This window comes from Hymenobacter jeongseonensis (assembly GCF_015694725.1).
Taxonomy (GTDB): Bacteria; Bacteroidota; Bacteroidia; order Cytophagales; family Hymenobacteraceae; genus Hymenobacter; species Hymenobacter jeongseonensis.
The window spans coordinates 48,755-72,621 of sequence record NZ_JADQDQ010000014.1 but is presented as its reverse complement, the minus strand read 5'-3'; the positions used below and the strand labels follow the sequence as shown (position 1 = coordinate 72,621).

Below are 23,867 nucleotides of genomic sequence, written 5' to 3'. Positions count from 1 at the left end.
GTCCTACCTTTGCCTGGAATAAACTCCGCGCAAGATGCCCGCATACCGTCCCGAAGAAATTGAAAAGAAGTGGCAGGCCCACTGGAAAGCCCACAGCACGTTCCAGGCCCATAACCACTCCGAGAAGCCTAAGTATTACGTGCTTGACATGTTTCCGTACCCTTCCGGGGCGGGCCTGCATGTTGGGCACCCGCTCGGCTACATTGCCTCCGACATCGTGACGCGCTTTAAGCGCCTGCATGGCTTCAACGTGCTGCATCCCATGGGTTTCGACTCCTTTGGCCTGCCCGCCGAGCAGTACGCCATTCAGACCGGCCAGCACCCGGCCCTGACCACCGACCAAAACATTGAGACGTACATCAAGCAGCTCAGCAGCTTGGGTTTCAGCTACGACTGGAGCCGCGAAGTGCGTACTTCGGACCCCGCTTATTACAAGTGGACGCAGTGGATTTTCCTCAAGCTGTTTAATTCCTGGTACAACCTTGACACCAATAAAGCCGAGCCGCTGACCGACCTCACCGCCCGCTTTGCCGAGCGCGGCAGCGAAGGCATCAACGCGGCCGGCGATGCCGACGAGCGCCAGGTATTCACCGCCGGCCAGTGGCAGCTCTTCACCGAACAGCAAAAACTGGCGGCCGTGCACCCCTACCGCTTGGCTTACCAGCAGGACACCTACGTGAACTGGTGTCCCGGTCTTGGCACGGTGCTCTCGAACGACGAAGTGAAGGACGGCCTTTCGGAACGCGGCGGCTTCCCCGTCGAGCGCCGCCTCATGCCCCAGTGGAACCTGCGCATCACGGCCTACGCCGACCGTTTATTGCAAGGCCTCGATACCCTCGACTGGCCCGATGCGGTGAAGGAAATGCAGCGCAATTGGATTGGCAAGAGCATCGGGGCCGAAGTAACGTTCCCGGTGCAGGACCACAAAAACGCCCAAATCAAGGTTTACACCACCCGAGTTGACACGATTTATGGCGCTACGTTCCTGGTGCTGGCGCCCGAGCACGAGTTGGTCGATGAACTCACCACGCCCGGCCAGCGCGCGGCCGTGGACGAGTACATCGCCGCCACCAAGCGCCGCTCGGAGCGTGACCGCATGGCCGATACCAAAACGGTGTCGGGTGTATTCACCGGCGCCTACGGCCTGAACCCAGTGAACCAGGAGCCCGTGCAAATCTGGCTGGCCGACTACGTGCTGGCCGGCTACGGCACCGGCGCCGTGATGGCCGTGCCCAGCGGCGACCAGCGCGACTATGTTTTCGCGCAACATTTCGGCTTGCCCATCCCGGCCATTTCCGACGCCCAACAAGGCCTTGACCAACAAGCCGACCCCACCAAGGAAGGGCGCTATATCAACTCCGGCATCATCAACGGCCTAACCTACAAGGAAGCTACCCCCAAACTCATTGCCTTCCTCGAAGAGAAAGGCCTGGGCAAGGGCAAAGTCAATTTCCGTCTGCGCGACTCCATTTTCGGCCGCCAGCGCTATTGGGGCGAACCCATCCCGATTTACTACAAGGACGGCACCGCCTACGGCATCGCCGAGACCGACTTGCCGCTGGTGCTGCCCGAAATCAACGAGTACAAGCCCACCGAAACCGGCGAGCCGCCCCTCGGCCGGGCGCAAAACTGGCTCTACCGCGGCCAGTACCCCTACGAGTTGAGCACCATGCCCGGCTGGGCGGGCTCGTCGTGGTACTACCTCCGCTACATGGACCCCACCAACGAAGCCCGCTTCGTGGGGGAAGAAGCCGAGAAATACTGGGGCAACGTGGACCTTTACATGGGCGGAGCCGAGCACGCCACCGGCCACCTTTTGTATGCCCGCTTCTGGTATCTGTTTCTGAAGGATTTGGGCCTCGTGAGTAGCAACGAGCCGTTCCAGAAACTGATTAATCAGGGGATGATTCTGGGGCGGTCGAATTTTGTGTACCGCATCAACGGCACCAATAAATTCGTTTCTCTGGGAAAGAAAGACCAGTACGAAACGACTGCCTTGCATGCCGATGTGAACATCGTAGAGAACGATGTGCTCGATATTGAAGCCTTCAAAAAGTGGCGCGAAGAGTATGGCGGCGCTGAATTCATTCTGGAAGACAACGGCACCTATTTGTGTGGAGTTGAAATCGAGAAAATGTCGAAGTCAAAGTACAACGTAGTGAGCCCTGATGTGCTGATTGGCAAATACGGCGCCGACGCCCTGCGGCTCTACGAAATGTTCCTTGGCCCGCTGGAGCAATACAAGCCTTGGAACACCAACGGCATCAGCGGCGTGAGCGGTTTCCTCAAGAAGCTCTGGCGTCTCTTCCACCCCGAAGACGGCGACTTGGCCGTGACTGACGAGCCCGCCACGCCCGTCGAGCTCAAGGTCCTGCACAAAGCCATCCGCAAGGTGCAGGAAGACATCGATAAGTTCAGCTTCAATACCTCCGTGAGTGTGTTCATGATTACCGTGAACGAACTGACTGCCCTCAATTCGCACAAACGCGCCATTTTGGAGCCGCTCACCGTCTTGCTCTCGCCCTACGCGCCCCACTTGGCCGAGGAATTATGGCAGGAGCTGGGCCACGAGGCCGGCAGCATCAGCAGCGCCAGCTACCCCGAATTCCGCGAGGAGTATCTGGTGGAAGATACCGTGGTGTACCCCATCGCCATCAACGGCAAGGTGCGCGAGCAACTGCAATTTCCCGCCACTGCCACAGCCGCCGAAATTGAAACCGGCGTACTGGCCTCCGATTTCCTGGCCCGTTTCGGCGAAGGTAAATCGGCCAAGAAGGTAATTGTGGTGCCCGGCCGCATGGTGAACGTGGTCGTGTAATCAACCCTGTTAATTATCAATAAAAAGGCCCGCTGTAATTACAGCGGGCCTTTTTTTATTAACATCGGTATTCGCCTGTAAATAAAAACGTTTGTCATGCTGAGCGCATTCGAAGCATCTCCACGTTAAACGGCGCATACGAAGCAGTTGAGATGCTTCGTATGCTCTCAGCACGACGGACGGGGGTTCGGAGTAATCCCGCAACGAGCCGTTACCCGACTTGCGTATCGGCGTCCATCAGTCGAAAGCCGCCGGCTTGTAGCGCGGCGCGAATAGCGTCCAGGCCCGGGCCGGTGCTGCTGGTGGCGGCCACTTCGGCCTCGCCCTCAACCACTCGGTCGACAACTAGGCCGAGGCCCATTAACCGGTCGCGCACTTGGGCGATGGAGTCGGGGCCGTGCATGTTATCGATGGTCAGGATGTAGCGCACAAGTTGGGTGAGGTCGGTGACCGGAGTAGGTTTGGAGGAAGGCATGATTGAAAAGCTGTGGAGGTGGAACCATATGCAGGCTGATTTCCATGCAACGAAGCCCAATCCGCACATGTTCGGCCGAGCTTACCGACTGGCACGGGTCCACTTGCGGTAGCAACCTGGCCCATCCGTCATTTCTGCCTCCCTGTTGGGCTTGGAAATGCCCTTATGCCTTAGCACTTCCGGCGGGCTTCGTCCTGCATATTTGTATGGGCGATGCGAAACACATTTCACGCCTATACCCTCTTTATGAAGCCATTCGTACCCGTTAGGCAGTTGCCGCTTCGCGCCTTGCGCATCTGGAGTTTTTGGCTCCTAAGCATTTTTCTGGCTTTTGAAAGTCCGGCTCAAACTGCTTCCGTTTCAGCAACTGATGACCTGCTCACGCCCGACCAGTTTTTAGGGTACAAACTTGGCTCGCGCTTCACCACGCACGCCGAGATTCTGCGCTACGTCGACCACGTGGTGGCCCACACGCCCGGCCGCATGAAGCTGGTGCGCTACGGCAGCACCTACGAAAAGCGCCCGCTGGAAGTAGTGCAAGTGGCCAGCGCCGATAACTTCGGCCGCCTTGAAGATGTGCGCCACAACAACCTGCGGCTGGCTGGCCTAGAAGCCGGCACGGCGCAGCGCCAGCAGCCCGCCGTGTGCTGGCTGAGCTACAACGTGCACGGCAACGAGGCCGTGTCGTCGGAAACGGTGATGCAGGTGCTCTACGACCTTGCCAACCCCCAGGACCAGCAAATGCAGGACTGGCTGAAAAACACCGTCGTCATCGTGGACCCCTGCGTGAACCCCGACGGCCGCGACCGCTACGCCAACTGGTACAACCGCGTCCACAACCAAACCACCAACGCCAACCCCGATTCCTGGGAGCACCACGAACCCTGGCCCGGCGGCCGCTTCAACCACTATTTCTTCGACCTGAACCGCGACTGGGCCTGGCAGACTCAGCTGGAATCTCGCCAGCGCATTGCCCTCTACAACCAGTGGCTGCCCGCCGTGCACGCCGATTTCCACGAGATGGGGCCGAATAACTCCTACTACTTCTCCCCCGCCGCCAAGCCCTTCCACGCCGACATTACACCCTGGCAGCGCAAGTTTCAGAACATTCTGGGCGACTACAACAAAGTCGCTTTCGACAAGAATAACTGGCTCTATTTCACCCGGGAAGTGTACGATTTATACGCCCCCACCTACGGCGACACCTGGCCGACTTTCAACGGCGCCATCGGCATGACCTACGAGCAAGGCGGCGGCGGCCCGGCCGGTGTGGCCTTCGCCCGGCAGGACGGCGACACCCTGACGCTCAACCAGCGCATTGCCCACCACCACGCCGCCAGTCGCGCCACCATTCAGGCCACCGCCGAGCGCCACGACGACCTGCTGCGCGAGTTCCAGGCCTACTTTACCAACGCCAAAACCAAGCCGCAGGGCGAATACAAAACCTATGTCGTTGCGGCTGGCAACGACCCCGGCCAGCTCCGCGCCTTCACCCAATACCTCGACCGCCAGCAAATCAGCTACGGCTACGCCCCCAAGCGCACCAAAACCAAAGGTTTCAACTACGCCACCGGCCAAAATGAAACCGTGCAAATTGAGCCCCGCGACGTGGTAGTGAGCATGTACCAGCCCAAATCCACGCTGGTGAAAGTCATGTTTGAGCCCCGCCCGCAGCTCGAAGATTCGCTGACTTATGACATCACGTCCTGGGCGCTGCCCTACGCTTTTGGCGTAAAAGCTTACGCCCTGCCGGGCAGGCTCGCGGCCTCCGGCACCACACCCAGCCCTGCCATGGTGCGGGGCAGCGCCGCCGCAACCACCGAGCGCCCCTATGCCTACCTGGCCCGCTGGAACAGCCTGCAGGACGTGCGCTTCCTCAGCCGCCTGCTGCAGCAAAAAGTGAAGGTGCGCTACGCCAGCAAAGAATTTGAGGCCGAAGGGCAGAAATATGCCCCCGGCACGCTGGTCATCACCCGCACCGGCAACGAAGCCATGGGCACCCGCTTCGACCAACTGGTGCGCGCCCAGGCCGACTCGGCCGGCACCGTGGTCACGGCCGTAAAATCCGGTTTCTCCACCTCCGGCAGCGACCTGGGCTCGGGCACCGTGCATTTTGTGAAGCAGCCCAACGTAGCAGTAGTGGCCGGTCCCGGCATCGATGCTACCGCTTTTGGCGAAGTGTGGCACTTTTTTGAGCAGCAGCTCGGCTACCCCGTCACGGTGATTGGCAGCGACTACCTCAGCCGCGTGTCCCTGCAGAAATACGACGTGCTGGTGCTACCTAACGGCAACTACGGCGACATTTACCCCGACCGAGCCCTCGAAAACCTAAAATCCTGGGTGCGCGACGGCGGCAAGCTCATCGCCCTGGAAGGCGCCGCGAAGTACTTGTCGTCGAAAAAAGACTTTCTGCTGAAAGCGAAAACCATCGATTCAGTGGCTGTGCGCAAGGAAGAAAGAGCCAACCCCTATCGGCAACTCCGCCGCTACGGCGACGCCGACCGCGAAGAAGCCGGCGAAGCCGTGCAGGGCAGCGTGTACCGGGTGCAGCTCGATAACACCCACCCGCTGGCCTTCGGCTACGGCAGCACCTACTTTGCCCTCATTCGCACCCCGCTCAACTACCGGTTCATGGGCAAAGGCGGCTGGAACGTGGGCGTTATCAAGAAGGACAGTTATTCGGCCGGTTTCATCGGCGCCAAGGCCCGCAAGGAGTTGGCGGATACGTTCGTCGTCGGCACCCAAGAATTGGGGCAGGGCCAAGTCGTTTATTTGGGCGACAACCCCTTGTTCCGGGCCTTCTGGCAAGGCGGCAAGCTGCTCTTCGGCAACGCCGTTTTCCTGGTTGGGCAGTAGAAAAACTACCGATAACGGGCAAAAAGACCGTCATGCTGAGCGAAGTCGAAGCATCTCTACCGCAACACTAAATCAGATTAGTTGCGCAGTAGAGATGCTTCGACTTCGCTCAGCATGACGGTCTATGTGTTCACGCTATTGTTCCAATGCCCCCCGTGCAGCTTTGGGCAGCGAGGCCAGCACCAAGTCGTACGAATGGTCGATAAGTTCGCGGAGCTGCCCCAGCGGGGCGCCGGTTCCAATCAGCACGGTGTTCCAATGCTTCTTGTTCATGTGGTAGCCGGGCAGCACGTAATCGTGGGCTTCGCGCAGCTCCACGGCCCGCTCAGGGTCGCACTTGAGGTTGATGCTGCCGAAGGTATCGATGTCGGTGAGGGCGAAAACTTTGCCGCCAACTTTAAACACAAGGGTTTCGGGGCCGAACGGGGTTTCCTCGGTCACGCCGGGCTTGGCCATGCAATAGTCACGGAAATCCTCGATGTTCATCAGCCCAATAATTACAGCACGTAGCGGAACAACATCACCACGAGACACACCAGGAACATCGCCAAGCTGAGCTTATTGATGAAGTGCATGGTCTTCATGTTGAAATTGGTCTTCCGATTCGGGTCTTTGCCGCGGAAGTAGTAACCGAGGACCGGACCGAAATCAAAGAGGTTTTTGCCGTTCATAGCGGGAGGTTTTTTGGTTCGAAAAGGTAACAACAGGCGCGGCAGAATGATTGGTTAGTGTGCTGATTTTTTCGAATATTTTCGAACCATAAACCGACAATCCTGCACGTTCCAAGCTGGTCAAAACCGGGTTAAAACGGCCGTTCGCGCCAGCGCAACCCACCGGGCAAATCAGTTGAAGAAAACTACAGGTGTAATACCCGGCGCGGGCAACTACTCGGCCAAATAACTCGCGGAAGCGCTTACTTTCATGTGCCGGCAAAGCTACATCCTGCTCCCAAGTAGTTGCTGAAGCAACCCTTGGTTTCGCCCGCCGCCATTACCCCGACCCATCCCCTAAACATGAAGAAAGCCCTTACGCCTGTCTTGTTTTCGCTGCTGCTTGGTGCCAGCCTCGGTGCAAATGCTCAAACCACGGCCGCCGAAACTGCCGACATCAAACAAACTATCAATGCCTTTTTCACCGGCATGCGCCAAGGCGACAGCACAACTGTGCGCCGCACGTTGGCCCCCGGTGCCGTGCTCCATGCCCTTGGCGGCAAGCCCGGCCAAGCCCCCAGCCTGCACATCGAAAGCATCAACGGCTTCCTGAAAGCTGTGGGCACGCCCCACCCCAAAATTTGGGACGAGCGAATCACCTTCGCCAACGTTTTAATTGATGCCAACCTCGCCAGCGTCTGGACGCCCTACGAATTTTACATCGGCGACACTTTCAGCCACTGCGGCTACAACTCGTTTCAATTAGTGAAGCTGGCCGACGGCTGGAAAATTGCGCATATTATCGACACGCGACGGAAGGAGAAGTGTCGATAAGCAGCTCTCGTCCTTAAATAATCATTCTTAACAAAGACTATATTATTTGTTTCCAACCCCCATGTTATCGCCGTATTTATCAGCTAATAATTTCAGCTGATTTATTGATAAATTCATGAACGACTGGTCCGATTTAATCGAGAAAATTAATCGGTTTTCTGTGTCGTCATTGGCAAGAAAACAGCCTTTTATCTGCACATGACCTAACGTGTCGTATTCAGCGGTAAATTCTAAATTCCCTTCGAAGGATGCATAGCGAACCACGCCACTTAATTGTTCATTGCTGCGAACAAGTTGCTTCAGCAACTCATAGATTTCTCCAGTTGAAGTATAGAAGTTCGATATAACTTGGAAGCCTCCGGCCTTGATTATCACGGCTGCAAGCACATCATAGCCTCCTACAAAGCTTGTTGTATTGGGGAACCCCCAAACTTCGACAAAAGTGATGCTGATATGGTCACCGTTGTCGCCTAAAATCTCGAACTTTTCCTGTTCATTAGTCATCACGCACCCACCGGCTCTTCCACAATCTCCTTCTCAATCCAGCGGCCGTCCTCACGCATGAGTTCAATCAAGTCATCCACGGCACGTTCTTCGGGCACCGATTTTTTGATGACTTCCTGGCCGCGGTAAAGGGAGATTTTGCCTTTGCCTACGCCCACGTAGCCGTAGTCGGCGTCAGCCATTTCGCCGGGACCGTTCACGATGCAGCCCATGATGCCGATTTTCACGCCCTTCAGGTGGTCGGTGCGCTTGCGAATCATGGCCGTGGTTTCCTGCAGGTCGAACAGCGTCCGGCCGCAGCTGGGGCAGCTGATGTATTCGGTTTTGCTCATGCGGGTGCGGGCCGCTTGCAGAATCCCGAAGGAGAGCTGGTTCAGGCTATCAATGGTGGTCAGCCATTCGGCTTTGGGCCGCTCGGGCAACAATTCCGTGCTCAACACGATGCCGTCGCCCAAGCCGTCAAGTAGTAGGCCGCCCACGTCGGTAGCGGCATAAAGCTGGGTTTCCTCATCGCGCAAGGCCGGAAACTGCCGGTTGATGATAACCGGGCACGTCACGCCCGCCTGCATTAGCTCAAAGAAGGCTCGACGAATTTCCGGCATGGCGTGGGCATTCTCCGAATAAAGGAAGACCACCACCGTGCTGTCGGCCCGCAGCTGATCGAGCGCAGGCGCGGTGAGCGAGGCCAAGTTATGAAACACAAAATTCAGCACCGGATGCTTGGCAGCCACCACCGCGTATTCGGCTTGGGTAAATACCGGAAAGTGGTCAGGGCGGTGGCCGGCGTCGCGCCAGGCGCTATAATCCACAATTTCTTTCAGGCCGTTGGGCAGCATGAAAGGCGACGGGACTTGGCCGGTGTAGATGTAGTCGGCGCCCAAATCCGACATCTGAAATTTGTCCAGAAACGGCGAATATAGCTGCCCGGCGGCACGCAAGTCGGGGTATTCCAGGTTTTGCAGGCGCGATAAATCGGCAATCACGCGGGGCACATTGGCTCCGCCAATGTTCTCAACCTCCCGCGTCACCCGGCGGATGTATTGGAACGGGTTGATGAGCGCCTCGCCCACCAGCGGCGCGATGGGCTGGGCCAATTCAGCGCGGCGCGTGTAGCGGTCAATCAGCATTTGGGCCACCGGCGCCTCGGCTTCGGGCGCTTCGGTCAGGCTCACGCGCACTGTATCGCCGAGGCCGTCTTCAAGCAACGTGCCGATGCCCACGGCCGACTTGATGCGGCCGTCCTCCGCCTCGCCGGCTTCGGTCACGCCCAGGTGCAACGGGTAGGGCTGCAGCCCTTCTTCGTCGAGCTTTTGCACCAGCATGCGGTAGGCCTGCACCATTACCTGCGTGTTGCTGGCCTTCATGCTCAGCACCACGTCGTAGTAATTCTCCTCTTCGCACAAGCGCAGAAACTCCAGCGCCGACTCCACCATGCCCAACGGCGTATCGCCGTAGCGGCTCAGAATCCGGTCAGACAGCGAGCCGTGGTTGGTACCAATGCGCATGGCCGTGCCGTACTGCTTGCAAATTTTTACCAACGGCCGGAACCGCTCGCGGATGCGCTCCACCTCGGCCGCGTAGGTAGCATCGGTGTATTCTATTTCTTCAAACTTCTTTTTATCGGCGTAGTTGCCGGGGTTCACGCGCACTTTCTCAACGATGCGGGCGGCCAGCTCAGCGGCGTTGGGGGTGAAGTGAATGTCGGCGATGAGCGGCACGTTGCAACCGCGCTTGCGCAGTTCTTTCTTGATTTCCAGCAGGTTTTGGGCCTCCTTCATGCTGGGCGCGGTGATGCGCACGTACTCGCAGCCGGCCTCTACCATGCGCAGCGTTTGCTCCACCGAGCCCAGGGTATCCATGGTGTCCACGGTGGTCATGCTCTGCACCCGGATGGGGTGATTGCCGCCCAACGGCACCTCGCCAATGTTGACTACGCGGGCTACGCGGCGCTTGTATTCGACGAGGCTGGGGCAATACGTTTTATTCATAACCCAAAAACTAGGGGAGGAAGGCGAAAGTTGCGCCGAAGCACAAAGGTAAAGCGGTACGGCGCGGGCTCCTCTCCTATTTGCGGTCGCAACTTCTGGTCGGTTTCGCTGTCTTTCTGATTCCGACCTCACTTGGTTCATCCAGAGCACCCTATACAAAGGAGCTTTTGGACGCCGACAAATCAACTATTCAATAAATTACGATGCATCAAATAAGAGCTATTCTCATCGGTTTTGCGCTGTTGCTGGCTGTTCCCGGCATGGCCCAACAAGTTGCGGTTATCAAGTTTCCTGAATTGCAAAAGCGTCTTTCGCAGCCCACGGACACAACTTATATTGTGAATTTCTGGGCCACTTGGTGCGCACCCTGCGTTAAAGAGCTGCCCAATTTTGAGCAAGTCCGCACCGCATATGCCACCCAAAAAGTAAAAGTGCTGCTGGTGAGCCTGGACTATGCTTCGCAGCTAGATAAGAAAGTAAAGCCTTTTGTGAAACAGCGCGGCCTCAAGTCGGAAGTAGTGGTATTGAACGAAAGTGACCCCAATTCCTGGCTTGAGCAAGTGGATGCCAAATGGTCGGGCTCCATTCCTTTCACTTTGATTATCAACAATAAGACTAAGAAACGCGCAACCTTTGAGCGCAAACTCACCCGCGCCGAGCTGACAACGGCACTGCAGAAATTTTTGTAATTTAAATTCCGCGTCAACGCCCTGATTGGCCAGTCATTCTCCACTTACCACAACCCTTTTTTCACATGAAAAAGCTCCTGCCCTTTCCCCTGCTCTGTTTTGTTTTGCTGCTGAGCAGCTTCATTGTTCGCCCCGAATCCAACGGGTATCAGGTGGGCGACAAAGCCGCCGATTTCAAGCTCAAAAACATTGACGGCAAAATGGTATCGCTGGCCGACAACAAGGCCGCCAAAGGCTACATTGTGGTGTTTACCTGCAACACCTGTCCCTATGCCAAAGCCTATGAGAGCCGCATCATCGCCCTGAATGCTAAATATGCGCCACAAGGCTTCCCCGTGGTGGCCATCAACCCCAACGACCCAGCCGTAGCGCCCGGCGACTCTTTTGAGGCCATGAAGACCAAGAAATATGCTTTCCCCTACCTGCTCGATGAAAGCCAGCAGGTGGCCAAAGCTTACGGGGCCACGCGCACGCCCCACCTCTATGTGCTGAAGCGGCAGGGCAACGACTTCGTGGTTTCCTACATCGGTGCCATCGACGATAACTCGGAAGATGCCACGCTGGTGAAAACGAAATATGTCGAAAACGCCATGACCGAAATTATGGCCGGCAAGCCCGCATCAACGAGTTCGACCAAAGCCATTGGCTGCACCATCAAGTGGAAACGGGCTTAACCGCTAGCCAAAACCAAATTCCCCAAAACGTCAGGCATCTGCCTGACGTTTTGCGTTTAAAGCCATTTAAGTTACCAGCCGGGTGCTACTTCCAACACAATTTTTCCAATGTGCGCGCTGCTTTCCATCAATTGATGAGCGGCGGCGGCTTCAGCCAACGGGAAGGTTTGGTGGATAATGGGTCGAAATTTCCCGGCGGCAATCTGCGGCCAGACGTGTTTTTCTACCTCCACCGCCAGGGCGGCTTTGAAATCCGCGGAGCGCGGGCGCAGGGTGCTTCCTGTGATGGTAAGGCGCCGCCGCATCAGGTCCAGGGCATTGAACTCGGCCCTAGCCCCCTGCATGGCATTGATGAAAACCAACCGGCCATCGTCCTTGAGCAAGCTAAGATTTTTGGCCATGTAGTTTCCGCCTATCATGTCCAGAATAACATCCACCCCAACTGGCTTCAGCACTACTTCAAAGTCTTCGACTTTATAATTGATGGCCCACTCAGCACCTAGCTGGCGGCAAGCTTCGCATTTGGCGTCATCACCCGCCGTAATGGCGACCCGGCTGCCCCAAGCCTTCGCCAACTGAATGGCCGTGGTGCCAATGCCGCTGCTGCCGCCATGCACCAGCAGCGTTTCGTTCGGCTGCAGCGCCCCCCGCTGAAAAACGTTGTGCCACACCGTAAACACCGTTTCGGGCAATGCAGCGGCTTCCACCATGCTCAAGCCGGCGGGTACGGGCAGGCAATGGCGGGCATCCACCACCGCGTATTCGGCATAGCCACCGGCTGGTAGCAGGGCGCACACGGCATCGCCAATGTGCCAACGGTCTACCTCGGCCCCACACCGTTCCACGGTGCCGGCCACCTCCAATCCCGGCACGAGGCCGGCAACCGCGCCGCTGCCCGCATACTTTCCTTGGCGCATGAGCACGTCAGGGCGGTTAACGCCAGCCGCTTGCACGCGAATCAAAACTTCGTGGGCGGCTGGCTGGGGTTGGGGCGACTGGTGCAGAGTTAATACGGCTGGACCTCCGGGCTGCTGGATGATGATGGCGTTCATGGAAAATGGCTTTGTGTGCAGAACTACTGATGCTAGTCCGCAAACGAAAAACGGCTCCAAAGAGCCGTTTTATCAACTAGAAGAAACCAATTCCTGAATTAGCACTTACCTAATTGCTGCTTCAGGGCTTGCACCTCGCGTTCCAAATCCAAGGTGCGGAATACTACTTTGGCCTCCAAATCCGAGTATGCGGCTGCGAGTTGGTCGCGCATTTGGCGCTGCTCCTGAATATCCGTGCAAGTGCCAAACCAGGCGATAATATGGCCGTCAGTGCCCCGGCGCGGCAGGGCCTGGCCCAGAAACCAGCGGTACGAGCCGTCTTTGGCTTTGAAACGGTATTCGATGCTGTACGCATCGCCGGTGGCCAAGCAATGGCCCCATACCTGGCGGGCGCGTTCCTGGTCGTCGGGATGCAGCAGGTTATTCCACATGTCGGGGCCTACGCTGTCGGCCAGGGTATAGCCGGTGAAATCTATCCAGCGCTGGTTGAAATAGGTGTGAAATCCCGTCGGGTCCGTAATCCAGACCAACTGCGGAATGACATCGGCTAAAAACGTAAACTGCTCGGACCCCACCAAACCCTGTTCAGTGGAAGCATTCAAAGCGGCGGAAAGCAGCGAATTAGTGGAAGGCGAAGTACTCACAGACAAAAACGGGCTAGAATTCGGCTAAGTAAAAGATTAGGCGCGGTCAAGTTGCATTTCCATGCCCGACGAAAAATACAGATTGAGTTGGCTGTTCAGGCCATCGGCCGAGCGCCGCAGGCGCGTCACCAGCGCCCGGGTGGCTTCGGTGGGCAGTTCGAAGCTGAGGTACGGGCGATTCAAAATTTCATCGCGCATCACGGCCCAGTTGCCGGTTTGGCTCAGTCCCGCCGCCGGAGCCTGCGCCTCCAATTGGTCGGCCTTGAGCACAAATCGGGTTGCTTGCGCCATTGGGCTGCCAGGGTCATTTCGGTTGAGGACACGGTTGGCTACGTGCCACTCCCCCTTGAAATAATCATCAGGCAGTTGTTGTAAATTTATATCCAGCAGCAAATCGGACATATAACAAAAAGAGCAACGGGCTCGAATGCAAAAATAAGCAAGCGCGCCGAGGACAGGCCGAGGCCAACTGCGGAGCTAAACCCAACTGGCCCCTGCCACGTTCCTTTGTACACAAATTAGGCCCCTTGAAGGCTACTGAACCGTGAAAAAACCCTTGTTCATTCCTGCCATTCTTGGGGCAGCACGTTTTACTGGCTTGGCAGCCTGGCAAACCGGGCGCCTCTTCCGTCAGTTGGCAGCCCGCGCCCTCGACAGTGTGCAGGACGTGCTGCGGGCAGAAGTAGAAAAAGGGAACCTCAAGCTGGTAGCCGATTTTCTGGCAGATAAGGCTTTGCCCGCTGCCCGCGTGCTGCTGGTGGAGCAAATGACCGTGCGCCTCCTGATGCGCCTCGGCCTGCGCGGTGCCTTAGCCTCTAACGTGGTGGGCTGGGTGCTTCCGTTTGTTATTGAGAAACTGATTGTGGCCGGGCACCGGAGTGGCTTGTTCGACAAGCTGATGGCGAACGCCACCGTAAGCGAGGCCCTTGGCAAGCTCGATGACTTGCGCAGCGCAACGTGGCAAATGCTGGTCCCCGACCCCGGCAGCAGCGCAGAAGTAGTCGAAGACGAAAAAGGCATGACGCCGCGCCTGCCCCTGCTGCTTGCCGCCCCGGCCGTGGCCAACGCCAAACACTCCAAGGCTAAGCACACCCAAAAACCAGGCTAGCGCACCTAAAAAGGGCTTTTAAGAGCCCAACCTGCAATCGTTTGCGGGGGCTCTCCAAAAAAAGCCACCTCACCTGAGATGGCTCTTTCAAAACCGGGGCGCGGCGAGAATTCCCACCCAACACCGGACCCGATTCCGCCCCCTGATTACCGACTGAACAAAAGTTCGCGATACTTCACCAGGGGCCAGTCCTCGTCGGCCACCATGCGCTCGAGCTTATCAACAGCGCGGCGAATGGGGTCGAATTTTGGTTTAATCTCCTCGCAGTAGGCAACCGCCAGCTCGCGAGCATCTCCGATTTTATTTACTTTTTTCCGGGCTTCGGTCATCTCATCAACATGGGTTTTGATGGTTGACACGTGGCGCGAAATATCTTTAATCATCTCCACCGTTACCTGGCTGTGCTCGTCGTCGAGGCCCAACTCGCGCAGGCCGCGCACGTTGTTCACCAGCTTGGTTTGGTAAGCCAGCGCCGTGGGGATGACGTGGTTTACGGCCAAGTCGCCCATTACGCGGCTTTCAATTTGAATTTTCTTCTGGTATTCCTCCAGCAAAATCTCGTGGCGAGCGTGCAACTCCACTTCTGAGAAGATGCCGTGGCGGGCAAACAACTCGGCCGCATCTTCCCGAATCAGGGCATCGAGAGCCTGAGGCGTGGTGGCAATGTTGCTGAGGCCGCGACGCTCGGCTTCTTGCTTCCACTCCTCGGAGTAGCCGTTGCCTTCGAACCGGATGGCTTTGGAGCTGATAACGTATTCGCGCAGCACTTCAACAATGGCTACTTCTTTCTTTTTGCCATTGTCAATCAGCGCGTCAACCGATTTTTTGAAATCAATCAGCTGGTCGGCCACAATGGTGTTGAGCACCGTCATCGACGAGGAGCAGTTGGCCGAAGAGCCCACGGCGCGGAATTCAAACTTGTTGCCGGTGAAGGCAAAAGGCGAAGTCCGGTTGCGGTCGGTATTGTCGAGCAAAATGGCGGGAATCTTGTCGATGCCCAGCTTCAGGTAAATGTTGTCGCCCTTGTCAAGCGGCAGCTTGGCCGTGCGCTCCAATTCGTCCAGGACCGAGTCCAGCATCGAGCCCACGAATACCGAAACGATGGCCGGCGGCGCTTCGTTGGCGCCCAAGCGGTGGTCGTTTGAGGCCGAAGCAATGCTGGAACGCAGCAAGTCGGCGTAGCGGTGCACGGCCTGAATCGTGGTGATAAAGAAGGCCAGGAATTGCAGGTTCTCTTTGGGGCGACGGCCCGGAGCGAGCAGGTTCACGCCCGTATCGGTGCTCATTGCCCAGTTGTTGTGCTTGCCGCTGCCGTTCACACCGGCGTAGGGCTTCTCGTGCAGCAGGACTTTGAAGTTGTGGCGCTCGGCTACGCGGTCCATCACATCCATCAACAGCTGGTTGTGGTCGATGGCCAGGTTGGCATCTTCAAACGTGGGCGCGCACTCAAACTGGTTGGGCGCAACCTCGTTGTGGCGGGTCCGCAGCGGAATGCCGAGCAAATTGGATTCTTCCTCAAACTCCAGCATGAAGCCGTGCACGCGGGCCGGAATCGAGCCGAAGTAGTGGTCATCGAGCTGCTGGCCTTTGGCCGGCGCGTGGCCGAACAAGGTACGGCCGGTCATCACCAGGTCAGGGCGGGCATCGTACAGCGCTTTGTCAACCAGGAAATATTCCTGCTCGATACCCAGCGTCGTGTTTACGCGGCTCACGTCCTTGTCGAAATACTGACAAACCTCCAAGGCTGCCTTTTCGAGTACGGCTAATGACTTCAGCAACGGGGCTTTGTAGTCGAGGGCTTCGCCGGTGTAGGCAACAAAAATCGTCGGAATGCACAGCGTCTTGGCGCCTACCGTTTCGATGATGAAAGCGGGCGAAGTGGGGTCCCAGGCGGTGTAGCCACGGGCTTCGAAGGTATTGCGAATGCCGCCGTTCGGGAACGACGACGCATCGGGCTCCTGCTGTACTAGGGCCGAACCTTTAAAATTCTCAATCGGCCGACCGTCGGAATTCAGGTCGAAGAAGGAGTCGTGCTTTTCGGCCGTGGAGCCGGTGAGGGGCTGAAACCAGTGGGTGTAGTGCGTAGCGCCCTTGGCCATGGCCCAGGTTTTCATGGCCGAGGCCACGGCATCGGCCACGTTGTGCTCAACGTTGGCACCCTGCTTGATGGCAGACTGCAGCTTCTTAAAGTAATCGCCGGGCATGGTAGCCCGCATGGCTTCCAAATTGAACACGTTTTGTCCAAAGCTGTCGGAGCGACGCGCGGCGGCAGGAACCACCGTAATGGGACGACGCTGATTGACGAGTTCTAAGGCTTTGAAGCGGAGAATTGCCATGTGGGAGTAACCGGTCGGGAAGTAAGTTGAACTAGTAGGTAGCTTTTGTACAAGCAAAGATAAAACACGAATCACTTTCTACTGTGTCCCACCCCAAAATATTAGGTAGTTTTTCGAAAAAACTTAACCTTTTGCCAACATACCCCTCCCAAAACACCCTGTTCCAAGCTTTAGCCAACTATATCAGTATTTTTAACTGTTTTGCTTACATCTGAGCCGATTTCGGCAGCAACGTATCTTTACGGGGTGAAAAACCGCTTCGCGTTCCAGCCGCGCTACTTTCTATTTTGGCTGCTGTTTTTTGAACTGTGCCGGGCCATCTTTTTGGCGTACCATCACGCTGCCACGGCAAATATATCGGGGAGCACCCTTTGGGGCACGTTCGGTTACGGGTTGCGCTTGGATGCCTCGGCAGCGGCTTACGTGTGCCTGGTTCCGTTCTTGCTTTTTATAATAGGGAGCATATTGCCCAGGTTTCCGCTTCAGCGGCTGACAAGCGCGTACTCTGTTTTCATTGGGATAGTACTGACCGGGTTGATAACCGCCGATTTGGAGCTTTACCGAACGTGGGGCTTTCGGCTCGATGATACTCCCTTTCAATACCTCAACTCGCCAAAAGAGATGGCGGCTTCGGCCGGCAGCGCGCCGCTGCTATTGCTAGCGGGAATATTTGTGGCGCTGCTGGCGAGTGGCTGGGGATTGTATAAGCTGGTAGTGGGGCCGCTGAAACCGCTGCCCTCGTGGTTTGGACGTCGGCGCGCGGCTTTGGCCAGTTTATTATACGTGGCCTTGCTGGTGGTGCCCCTGCGCGGCGGCATCCAACAGATTCCCGTGAATCAGAGCGATGTTTATTTTTCCCGGATGGCCTTTGCCAACCACGCGGCTGTGAACGCGCCCTGGAACCTGATGAGTGCTCTCATTCTGCGAAAAAGCGAGCAGCCCACGAAGCCATTTATGGCCGACCGCACGGCCCAGCAGTTGGTGGCCGCCATCTATCCTCTCGCAGTGGGTGCGCCCAACCGGCCCGATTCCACGGTTTCCTACCTTGCCGAAACCCGGCCCAACGTTCTATTCATCATCCTCGAAAGCTTCACGTCGAAGCTAGTGGGCAGCATGGGCGGCCAACGGGGCGTAACTCCTACGCTGGATAGCCTTGCGCGCACGGGAATCGCATTTACTAATATATACGCGGCGGGCGACCGCAGCCAGAAAGGACTCGTGTCGTTGCTGTCGGGCTATCCCAACCAGCCCACCACCAGCATTATTAAATTTCCCCGGAAAACCGAGAAATTGCCCCATTTGTCCCGGCAATTGGCCACCGCAGGCTATCGTTCGCGCTACTACTACGGGGGCGAACTGGCCTTTGCCAACATGGGCAGTTACCTGCAAACGGCCGGCTTCGAGCACATCATCGAGCGGTCTGATTTCTCCCTGGCCGAACAGAATTCCAAATGGGGCGCGCACGATGGTGCCCTTTTCGCCCGCGTCTTAACCGACCTGAAGCAGCAGCCGCAGCCTTTTTTCGTCACCGCTTTCACCCTGAGCAGCCACGAGCCATTTGAGGTTCCCATGACGCCCAAGTTCCCCGGCACCACCGAAAGCGACCTGTTTCGCAGCTCGGTTTACTATACCGACTATACCCTTGGCCGGTTTCTCAAAGAGGCGAAAAAGCAACCCTGGTACGCGCACACGCTGCTGGTGGTGGTGGCCGACCATGGCCATCACCTCCCCGGCAACTCCTCTAATCAGAGCCCAAACAAATTCAAGATTCCGTTTATTTTAGCTGGGGGCGCGCTGCGGCCGGAAGCCCGGGGCAAGGTGGTAAAGACCATTGGGTCCCAAACCGACGTGGCAGCTACCTTGCTGCGCCAGCTAAACTTACCGGCCAGCGATTTTCAGTGGAGCCGCGATTTGCTGGCCCGCAACCCGGTGCCGTTTGCTTTTTACTGCTTCAACAATGGCTTTGGGGCCGTGTCACCGGCCGGCGTGGTCACCTTTGATAATGTGAGCCGGCAAATAGATTCCGTGGGTGTGAAAGTTTCCGATGCCCAAATCCAACTGGGCAAAGCCATGCAGCAGGTATCGTTGGACGATTTTGCGCGGAAATAACCCCCCGGGTGCGCCGCCTCAATGCCTCGGAGAAATCGTGATTTGGCAAATTCATCGCGCCTATCGAGGCTTTCTTCCACATCAGCGCGCCCCATCGGCTGCATTCGTACCTTTGCGGTGCTATGCCTACCCCCCAATCCGTTGCCTTTTATACCCTCGGCTGCAAGCTGAATTTTTCCGAAACGTCGGCCATTGGCCGTCAGTTTGAGGAAAAAGGATTTGAGAAAATTCCTTTTGAAGCTGGCGCCGACCTGTACGTTATTAATACCTGCTCCGTAACGGACCATGCCGACCGCAAGTGCCGGAAGGTGGTTCAGCAGGCCCTGAAGCACAATCCCGAGGCGTTTGTGGCCATTGTGGGCTGCTATGCCCAGCTCAAGCCTCAGGAAATTGCAACAATACCGGGGGTAAGCGCCGTGCTGGGGGCGGCCGAGAAGTTTCAGCTGGTGGATATTCTGGCTGATTTTAAAAAGCCCGCCCCGGGCCAGCCGGGCCAGGTACACGCCTCGCCTATCTCCGACGCGACCGAATTTCACGCGGCGCATTCCTTTGGTGACCGCACGCGCACGTTTATGAAAGTGCAGGACGGCTGCGACTACTCCTGTTCTTTTTGCACCATTCCTTTGGCCCGGGGGGGCAGCCGCTCCGGCAGCATCGCCAGCGTAGTGGAGCGGGTAGAAAAGCTGGCGGAAACTGGCGTGAAGGAAATTGTGCTCACTGGCGTTAACCTGGGCGATTTTGGCCTGCAAGGCCCCGAACGGGAGCGGCGGGAGGATTTCACTCAGCTGGTAAAAGCGCTGGACGAAGTGAGCGGCATTCGCCGCTTCCGCATTAGCAGTTGCGAGCCCAACCTGCTCACCGACGAAATTCTGGAAACCGTGGCGGCGTCGGAACACTTTATGCCGCACTTCCACATCCCCCTCCAAAGCGGTTCAGATAAGATTCTGGGGTTGATGCGCCGCCGCTACCGTCGGAGCCTGTATGCCAGTCGCGTGGCCCGCATTAAGGAACTGATGCCGCACGCCTGCATTGGCGTCGACGTCATCGTGGGCTTTCCCGGGGAGACGGAGGCCGACTTTCTGGACACGTATAACTTCTTGAACGAGTTGCCCATCAGCTACCTGCACGTTTTCCCCTACTCGGAGCGGCCCGATACGCTGGCACCTACCCTGCCGGGCCGGGTGCAGGACCGGGTGCGGCACGAACGCACCACGCAGTTGCGCAGCTTATCGGAGAAGAAAAAACGGTATTTCTATGAACAGCACCTGGGCCTTGAAACCGACGTACTGTTTGAAGATGACGTGACCGACGGGCGCATGGAAGGTTTCACGCCCAACTACATTCGGGTAGCGGCCAAGTACGACCCGTTGCTGGTCGGCGAGATGAAACCCTTGCGCCTGACCGGCATCAATGCCTTTGGCCTCATGGATGCCGAAGAAATGGGCGTATTCGCGTAGGTTTAAACCATTGCCTGGCGGGCCATCGCGAGCATCTCGCGCAGCATCTGCTGTTGGTCGAGTAAGTGCTGGTTGCGCATTTCGGCCATCGCCAGTTGGTGCTGTAGGTGCTGGGCGTGGAGCGCGGCCGTCAGGTAGCTTTCGGGCGATGGGCCGGCGGCCGGGCTTGGCGCCGTGAGCAGAGGGCTGGCAACCGGCGTTTCGCGCGCAGCTGTTGGCACTGCTTCGGTGGTGGCAGGAGCTTGGGCAGGAGTTGGCGTTTGCGGCGCTGGTATTTCAGCAATCTGCGCCGGGACTGCAGCCGCAGGTGGAACGAATGCGTGCACAGTAGCCGGCTCGTTGGAACCCGACGGCATTGCAGCCCCGTCAACTGTCACTGGAACGGCAGTCTGAACGGGCTGATTGGCGGCAGCGGCTAATGCCAAGGTGGCTGCAATATCAGCGGGCTGGAGCCGGGTGCCCGCCACTCCCGGGCCGGTACGCCGTTGAATTGGTGGCACTTCTATCTCCTCAAAATCGAGGGGAGCCAACGGCAATACTGGGGCTGTGGGCAACGATGCAGGAGTCGATTTAGCGGCGATTTCGCCGCCTATCAGCATCGGCCCGCGACCAAGTAGCAGCCAGTCTCTTGAGACATTTGGGTATACCTCAAATACGCGGCACAATAAGTCGTACCCGGGTTTGTTGCGCCCGTCGATGAGGTGTTGAACCACACTCGCCGTCTTGCCCAATGATATCGCAAAGCTGTTTTTGGTGAGCCCAAACTGCTGAATGAGTTGAGCAAAGCGTTGGTCTATGGGTACGGAAACCGGGGCTGCCATGAGATTTGCACAAATGAGTAATGGGCAAATGTATAACGCAGCCGCGTATCTCCCGCACAAACGCCGGTTGAAGATTTGGACAGAAGCTCCTGCCTCCTAACAGAAGCTCCTGCCTCCTACTCGTAGCGCAGCGAATCGATGGGGTCCAGGGCGGCGGCTTTGCTGGCCGGGTAGTACCCGGAAGCCAGCCCAACGCCCACGCAGATGACTAAGCCGGCAATCATCCAAACCCACGGCACCAGAAACGAGCCAGCGCCCACAAGCTTGGCCACGCCATTGCCGCCCAACACCCCGAGCACAATGCCAAGCGTGCCCCCCAGAAGGCAGATGACAATGGCTTCAATGAGGAATTGCTGGCGAATTTGAACGGCCGTGGCGCCCAGGGCTTTTCGGATGCCGATTTCGCGGGTTCGCTCGGTCACCGATACCAGCATGATGTTCATGAGGGCAATGCTGGCGCCCAGCAGCGTGATGAAGGCCATGATGCTGCCGCCGACCCTCACTTTCCCCGAAATAGATTCAAGGTCAGAAGCCAGCGACTCACTGCTTTCCACCACGAAACTGTCTTCCTGGCCCAGCCTGTCGTGGCGCACGGCGCGCATCACGCCCGTGGCTTGCCCAATCAGGAAATTCAGGGTACCCTGCTTATCGGTGGCCGTTTTGATGTCGTAGGTGAGCGCACCCTGGCGGGGCAATTGGTTGCCGGTGACCAGCGGAATAAGGGCCAGTCGGTCGGCCCCGCCCCCACCCATGCTGCTGCCGCTTTTTTCGAGCAGGCCCACTATCAGAAAGCGCCGGCCCAAGGCGGACACATTTTTTCCTACCGGGCTTTGCTTGGGGAAAAGCTTGAGACGGATTTCTTCGCCCACAATCATCACGTTGGCGCCGCTGTTCAGCTCAGCCTGGGAAAAGGTGCGGCCATTGGCCAGGTTGTAGCCTTGAATTTTGAGGTAGTTCTCGTCACCGGCCACCACTTGCATGTTCGGGTTGGTTTTGATTCCGTTCGCCTTCATTTCGGCGGAGCCCGCAATCGAGGCCGACACTCCGACCTGCGCGTCTTCGCCCATTGCTTCCTTGTACTGCTTGGCTTGCAGGTAATTCACCGGGGTGTATTGCTTGGCTTGCCGGCCGCCGCGGCGCCCCCGGTTGTTGTAGCCCTTGGCATGAATGTCGAAGGAATTAGCCCCCAAGCTGGCGAAGGTTTCAGACAGGGAATTCTTCATCGCATCGATGCCCGTGAGGATGCCCACCAGTGCAAACAAGCCAATGCTGAGAATCAAAGCAGTTAGAATGGTGCGCAGCAAATTGGCGCGGATGGAGCGGAAAGCTTCGCGAACGTTTTCGAATGGACTCATGGTCAGTAGCGCCAACCGGGGGTTGGAAAATCGTTGAACGACAATTGCTGGAAACGCGCCAATGACACGCCAGCGCAAAGATGGTGTTGCATCCTAATGCGACCAAAGTTCGGCGGCCAAAGCTTAACTTGAACCACGGACGCCGCAACCCCGTTGCTTCGATGCGCTTCTTTCGATAAAAATTATGCTGCTAACGCGTTTTCTATACTTCGTGCTCTTGGTGGTGGCCTCGGTGGCCGCACCCCTGACCGCCCGTGCCAACAAGGTGTTCATTCCCATGGATGACACCCAAAAGGAATCCCTAAAGGCGTACGGCGTGGCCTTTTGGCTGCTCCAGCGCGACGTTCCGGTTGATTGGCTGTTGAACTACCGCGGCGGGTCCTTCGCCTTCGAAACCAGCGCCGGCGCCGAAAACGAATTGGCCGTGCGCGGCGTCACGTTTCAGGTTATCAGCGAGGCGCAGTACACCGGCATTTTGCAGGAAATATCCGACCCCAATGCTAACATGGACGTTATGAAGCTGGAAAAAGTGCCCAAAATTGCGGTGTATACCCCCAAAGGCAAGCAGCCCTGGGACGATGCCGTGACCATGGTGCTGGCCTACGCCGAAATCCCCTACACCCAGCTCTATGACGACGAAGTGCTGGCCGGCACGTTGCCCAAATACGACTGGCTGCACCTGCACCACGAGGATTTCACGGGCCAGTACGGCAAGTTTTACGCCACCTACCGCAACTACCCGTGGTACCAGCAGCAGGTGCGCGATGCCGAAGCGGCCGCCAAGCGCAACGGCTTTGGCAAAGTGAGCCAGATGAAAAGCACGGTGGCCGTTAAGATGCAGGAATTCATTGCCGGCGGTGGCTTTTTGTTTGCCATGTGCTCGGCTACCGACAGCTACGACATCGCGCTGGCAGGCTTGGGCATCGACATGGTGGAAAGCATGTACGACGGCGACCCCGCCGACCCGGCCGCGCAATCGAAGCTCAATTTCAACCGCTGCCTGGCTTTCCAAAACTTCCAGTTGGAGCGCAACGCGTTCCAATACGAATACTCCAACATCGACATGCAGCCCAACGAGCGGGGCCTAGGCGAGCAGAACGACTACTTTTCGCTCTTCACGTTCTCGGCCAAGTACGACCCGGTGCCCACGATGCTGTGCCAGAACCACGAAAAGACCATTCACGGCTTCATGGGCCAAACCACGGCCTTCCGCAAGCGCCTCATCAAGTCCGACGTGGTGGTGATGGGCGACACCAAGCAAACCGGCGAGGCGCGCTATGTGCACGGTACCCTTGGCAAAGGCACTTGGACCTTTTATGGCGGCCACGACCCGGAAGATTACCAGCACTTGGTGGGCGAAGAGCCAACGGATTTGGCCCTGCACCCCAATTCGCCGGGCTATCGGCTGATATTGAACAATATTCTCTTCCCCGCGGCCAAGAAGAAGAAACAGAAGACCTAAGCCGTCCATTCGCTTCCATTTATTTTAAAATCCCG

20 protein-coding genes are annotated in these 23,867 nt (G+C 57.3%); 9 read left to right on the top strand and 11 right to left on the bottom strand.

Annotation, left to right across the window (positions count from 1 at the left end; all coding sequences use genetic code 11):
* Positions 1–34: 34 nt before the first annotated feature.
* Positions 35–2,818, top strand: coding sequence for a leucine--tRNA ligase (gene leuS, locus I2I05_RS19610; RefSeq protein WP_196283958.1), 2,784 nt, complete (start codon positions 35–37; stop codon positions 2,816–2,818).
* Positions 2,819–3,029: 211 nt separating this feature from the next.
* On the opposite strand, the gene I2I05_RS19605 is transcribed toward leuS, so the two are convergent.
* Positions 3,030–3,293: a hypothetical protein gene (locus I2I05_RS19605; protein WP_196283957.1), complete on the bottom strand. Its 264-nt coding sequence runs from the start codon at positions 3,291–3,293 to the stop codon at positions 3,030–3,032.
* Positions 3,294–3,539: 246 nt separating this feature from the next.
* Here I2I05_RS19605 and I2I05_RS19600 point away from each other — a divergent pair, with 246 nt between their 5' ends.
* Positions 3,540–6,149, top strand: coding sequence for a M14 family metallopeptidase (locus tag I2I05_RS19600; protein ID WP_196283956.1), 2,610 nt, complete (start codon positions 3,540–3,542; stop codon positions 6,147–6,149).
* A gap of 135 nt (positions 6,150–6,284) precedes the next feature.
* On the opposite strand, the gene I2I05_RS19595 is transcribed toward I2I05_RS19600, so the two are convergent.
* Together I2I05_RS19595 and I2I05_RS19590 are read right to left on the bottom strand one after the other, a co-directional pair.
* Entirely contained in the window at positions 6,285–6,635 is a 351-nt protein-coding gene (locus I2I05_RS19595; RefSeq protein WP_196283955.1) for an MmcQ/YjbR family DNA-binding protein, read from the bottom strand.
* A gap of 11 nt (positions 6,636–6,646) precedes the next feature.
* Positions 6,647–6,820 (bottom strand): DUF6728 family protein, encoded by a 174-nt coding sequence (locus tag I2I05_RS19590; RefSeq protein WP_196283954.1) that lies wholly within the window; start codon positions 6,818–6,820, stop codon positions 6,647–6,649.
* Between the two features lie 342 nt (positions 6,821–7,162).
* Here I2I05_RS19590 and I2I05_RS19585 point away from each other — a divergent pair, with 342 nt between their 5' ends.
* Positions 7,163–7,633, top strand: a complete 471-nt coding sequence (locus I2I05_RS19585; protein WP_196283953.1) for a nuclear transport factor 2 family protein — start codon at positions 7,163–7,165, stop codon at positions 7,631–7,633.
* A gap of 42 nt (positions 7,634–7,675) precedes the next feature.
* Here the strand turns inward: I2I05_RS19585 and I2I05_RS19580 are convergent, their stop codons facing one another.
* Together I2I05_RS19580 and ispG are read right to left on the bottom strand one after the other, a co-directional pair.
* Positions 7,676–8,137 (bottom strand): WapI family immunity protein, encoded by a 462-nt coding sequence (locus tag I2I05_RS19580; RefSeq protein WP_196283952.1) that lies wholly within the window; start codon positions 8,135–8,137, stop codon positions 7,676–7,678.
* Positions 8,137–10,125 (bottom strand): (E)-4-hydroxy-3-methylbut-2-enyl-diphosphate synthase, encoded by a 1,989-nt coding sequence (gene ispG / locus I2I05_RS19575; RefSeq protein ID WP_196283951.1) that lies wholly within the window; start codon positions 10,123–10,125, stop codon positions 8,137–8,139. Before ispG ends, I2I05_RS19580 begins: the two co-directional genes overlap by 1 nt.
* A gap of 203 nt (positions 10,126–10,328) precedes the next feature.
* Between ispG and I2I05_RS19570 the strand changes: the two genes are divergently transcribed.
* Both I2I05_RS19570 and I2I05_RS19565 read left to right on the top strand, forming a co-directional pair.
* Positions 10,329–10,814 (top strand): TlpA disulfide reductase family protein, encoded by a 486-nt coding sequence (locus I2I05_RS19570; protein ID WP_196283950.1) that lies wholly within the window; start codon positions 10,329–10,331, stop codon positions 10,812–10,814.
* A 65-nt stretch (positions 10,815–10,879) separates the two neighbouring features.
* Positions 10,880–11,488, top strand: a complete 609-nt coding sequence (locus tag I2I05_RS19565) for a thioredoxin family protein (RefSeq protein WP_196283949.1) — start codon at positions 10,880–10,882, stop codon at positions 11,486–11,488.
* A 71-nt stretch (positions 11,489–11,559) separates the two neighbouring features.
* On the opposite strand, the gene I2I05_RS19560 is transcribed toward I2I05_RS19565, so the two are convergent.
* The 3 genes from I2I05_RS19560 to I2I05_RS19550 all read right to left on the bottom strand — a co-directional run bounded on the left by I2I05_RS19560 (position 11,560) and on the right by I2I05_RS19550 (position 13,475).
* On the bottom strand, positions 11,560–12,540 hold the full coding sequence (locus I2I05_RS19560; RefSeq protein WP_196283948.1) for an NAD(P)H-quinone oxidoreductase: 981 nt from the start codon (positions 12,538–12,540) through the stop codon (positions 11,560–11,562).
* 98 nt (positions 12,541–12,638) lie between these two features.
* Positions 12,639–13,142 (bottom strand): PAS domain-containing protein, encoded by a 504-nt coding sequence (locus I2I05_RS19555; RefSeq protein WP_196283947.1) that lies wholly within the window; start codon positions 13,140–13,142, stop codon positions 12,639–12,641.
* A 78-nt stretch (positions 13,143–13,220) separates the two neighbouring features.
* Complete coding sequence (locus I2I05_RS19550) at positions 13,221–13,475, bottom strand: hypothetical protein (RefSeq protein WP_196283946.1); 255 nt, start codon at positions 13,473–13,475, stop codon at positions 13,221–13,223.
* Between the two features lie 253 nt (positions 13,476–13,728).
* Between I2I05_RS19550 and I2I05_RS19545 the strand changes: the two genes are divergently transcribed.
* Entirely contained in the window at positions 13,729–14,292 is a 564-nt protein-coding gene (locus tag I2I05_RS19545) for a hypothetical protein (RefSeq protein ID WP_196283945.1), read from the top strand.
* A gap of 146 nt (positions 14,293–14,438) precedes the next feature.
* On the opposite strand, the gene I2I05_RS19540 is transcribed toward I2I05_RS19545, so the two are convergent.
* Positions 14,439–16,628: a glutamine synthetase III family protein gene (locus I2I05_RS19540; protein WP_196283944.1), complete on the bottom strand. Its 2,190-nt coding sequence runs from the start codon at positions 16,626–16,628 to the stop codon at positions 14,439–14,441.
* A gap of 549 nt (positions 16,629–17,177) precedes the next feature.
* On the opposite strand from I2I05_RS19540, the gene I2I05_RS19535 reads away from it, so the two are divergent.
* Both I2I05_RS19535 and mtaB read left to right on the top strand, forming a co-directional pair.
* The gene (locus I2I05_RS19535) at positions 17,178–18,737 is read left to right on the top strand and encodes an LTA synthase family protein (RefSeq protein ID WP_196283943.1); all 1,560 of its coding nucleotides are present in this window, start codon (positions 17,178–17,180) and stop codon (positions 18,735–18,737) included.
* 122 nt (positions 18,738–18,859) lie between these two features.
* Positions 18,860–20,194 carry a tRNA (N(6)-L-threonylcarbamoyladenosine(37)-C(2))-methylthiotransferase MtaB gene (gene mtaB / locus I2I05_RS19530; RefSeq protein WP_196283942.1) on the top strand — a complete coding sequence of 445 codons (1,335 nt, stop codon included), beginning with the start codon at positions 18,860–18,862 and terminating at the stop codon, positions 20,192–20,194.
* A 2-nt stretch (positions 20,195–20,196) separates the two neighbouring features.
* Here mtaB and I2I05_RS19525 read toward each other — a convergent pair whose 3' ends face one another.
* Both I2I05_RS19525 and I2I05_RS19520 read right to left on the bottom strand, forming a co-directional pair.
* Positions 20,197–21,015 carry a hypothetical protein gene (locus tag I2I05_RS19525; protein WP_196283941.1) on the bottom strand — a complete coding sequence of 273 codons (819 nt, stop codon included), beginning with the start codon at positions 21,013–21,015 and terminating at the stop codon, positions 20,197–20,199.
* Between the two features lie 116 nt (positions 21,016–21,131).
* A complete protein-coding gene (locus I2I05_RS19520; protein ID WP_196283940.1) occupies positions 21,132–22,370 on the bottom strand; it encodes an ABC transporter permease in 1,239 nt (412 codons plus the stop codon).
* A gap of 184 nt (positions 22,371–22,554) precedes the next feature.
* Here I2I05_RS19520 and I2I05_RS19515 point away from each other — a divergent pair, with 184 nt between their 5' ends.
* Positions 22,555–23,832, top strand: coding sequence for an asparagine synthetase B (locus I2I05_RS19515; RefSeq protein WP_196283939.1), 1,278 nt, complete (start codon positions 22,555–22,557; stop codon positions 23,830–23,832).
* Positions 23,833–23,867: the final 35 nt, after the last annotated feature.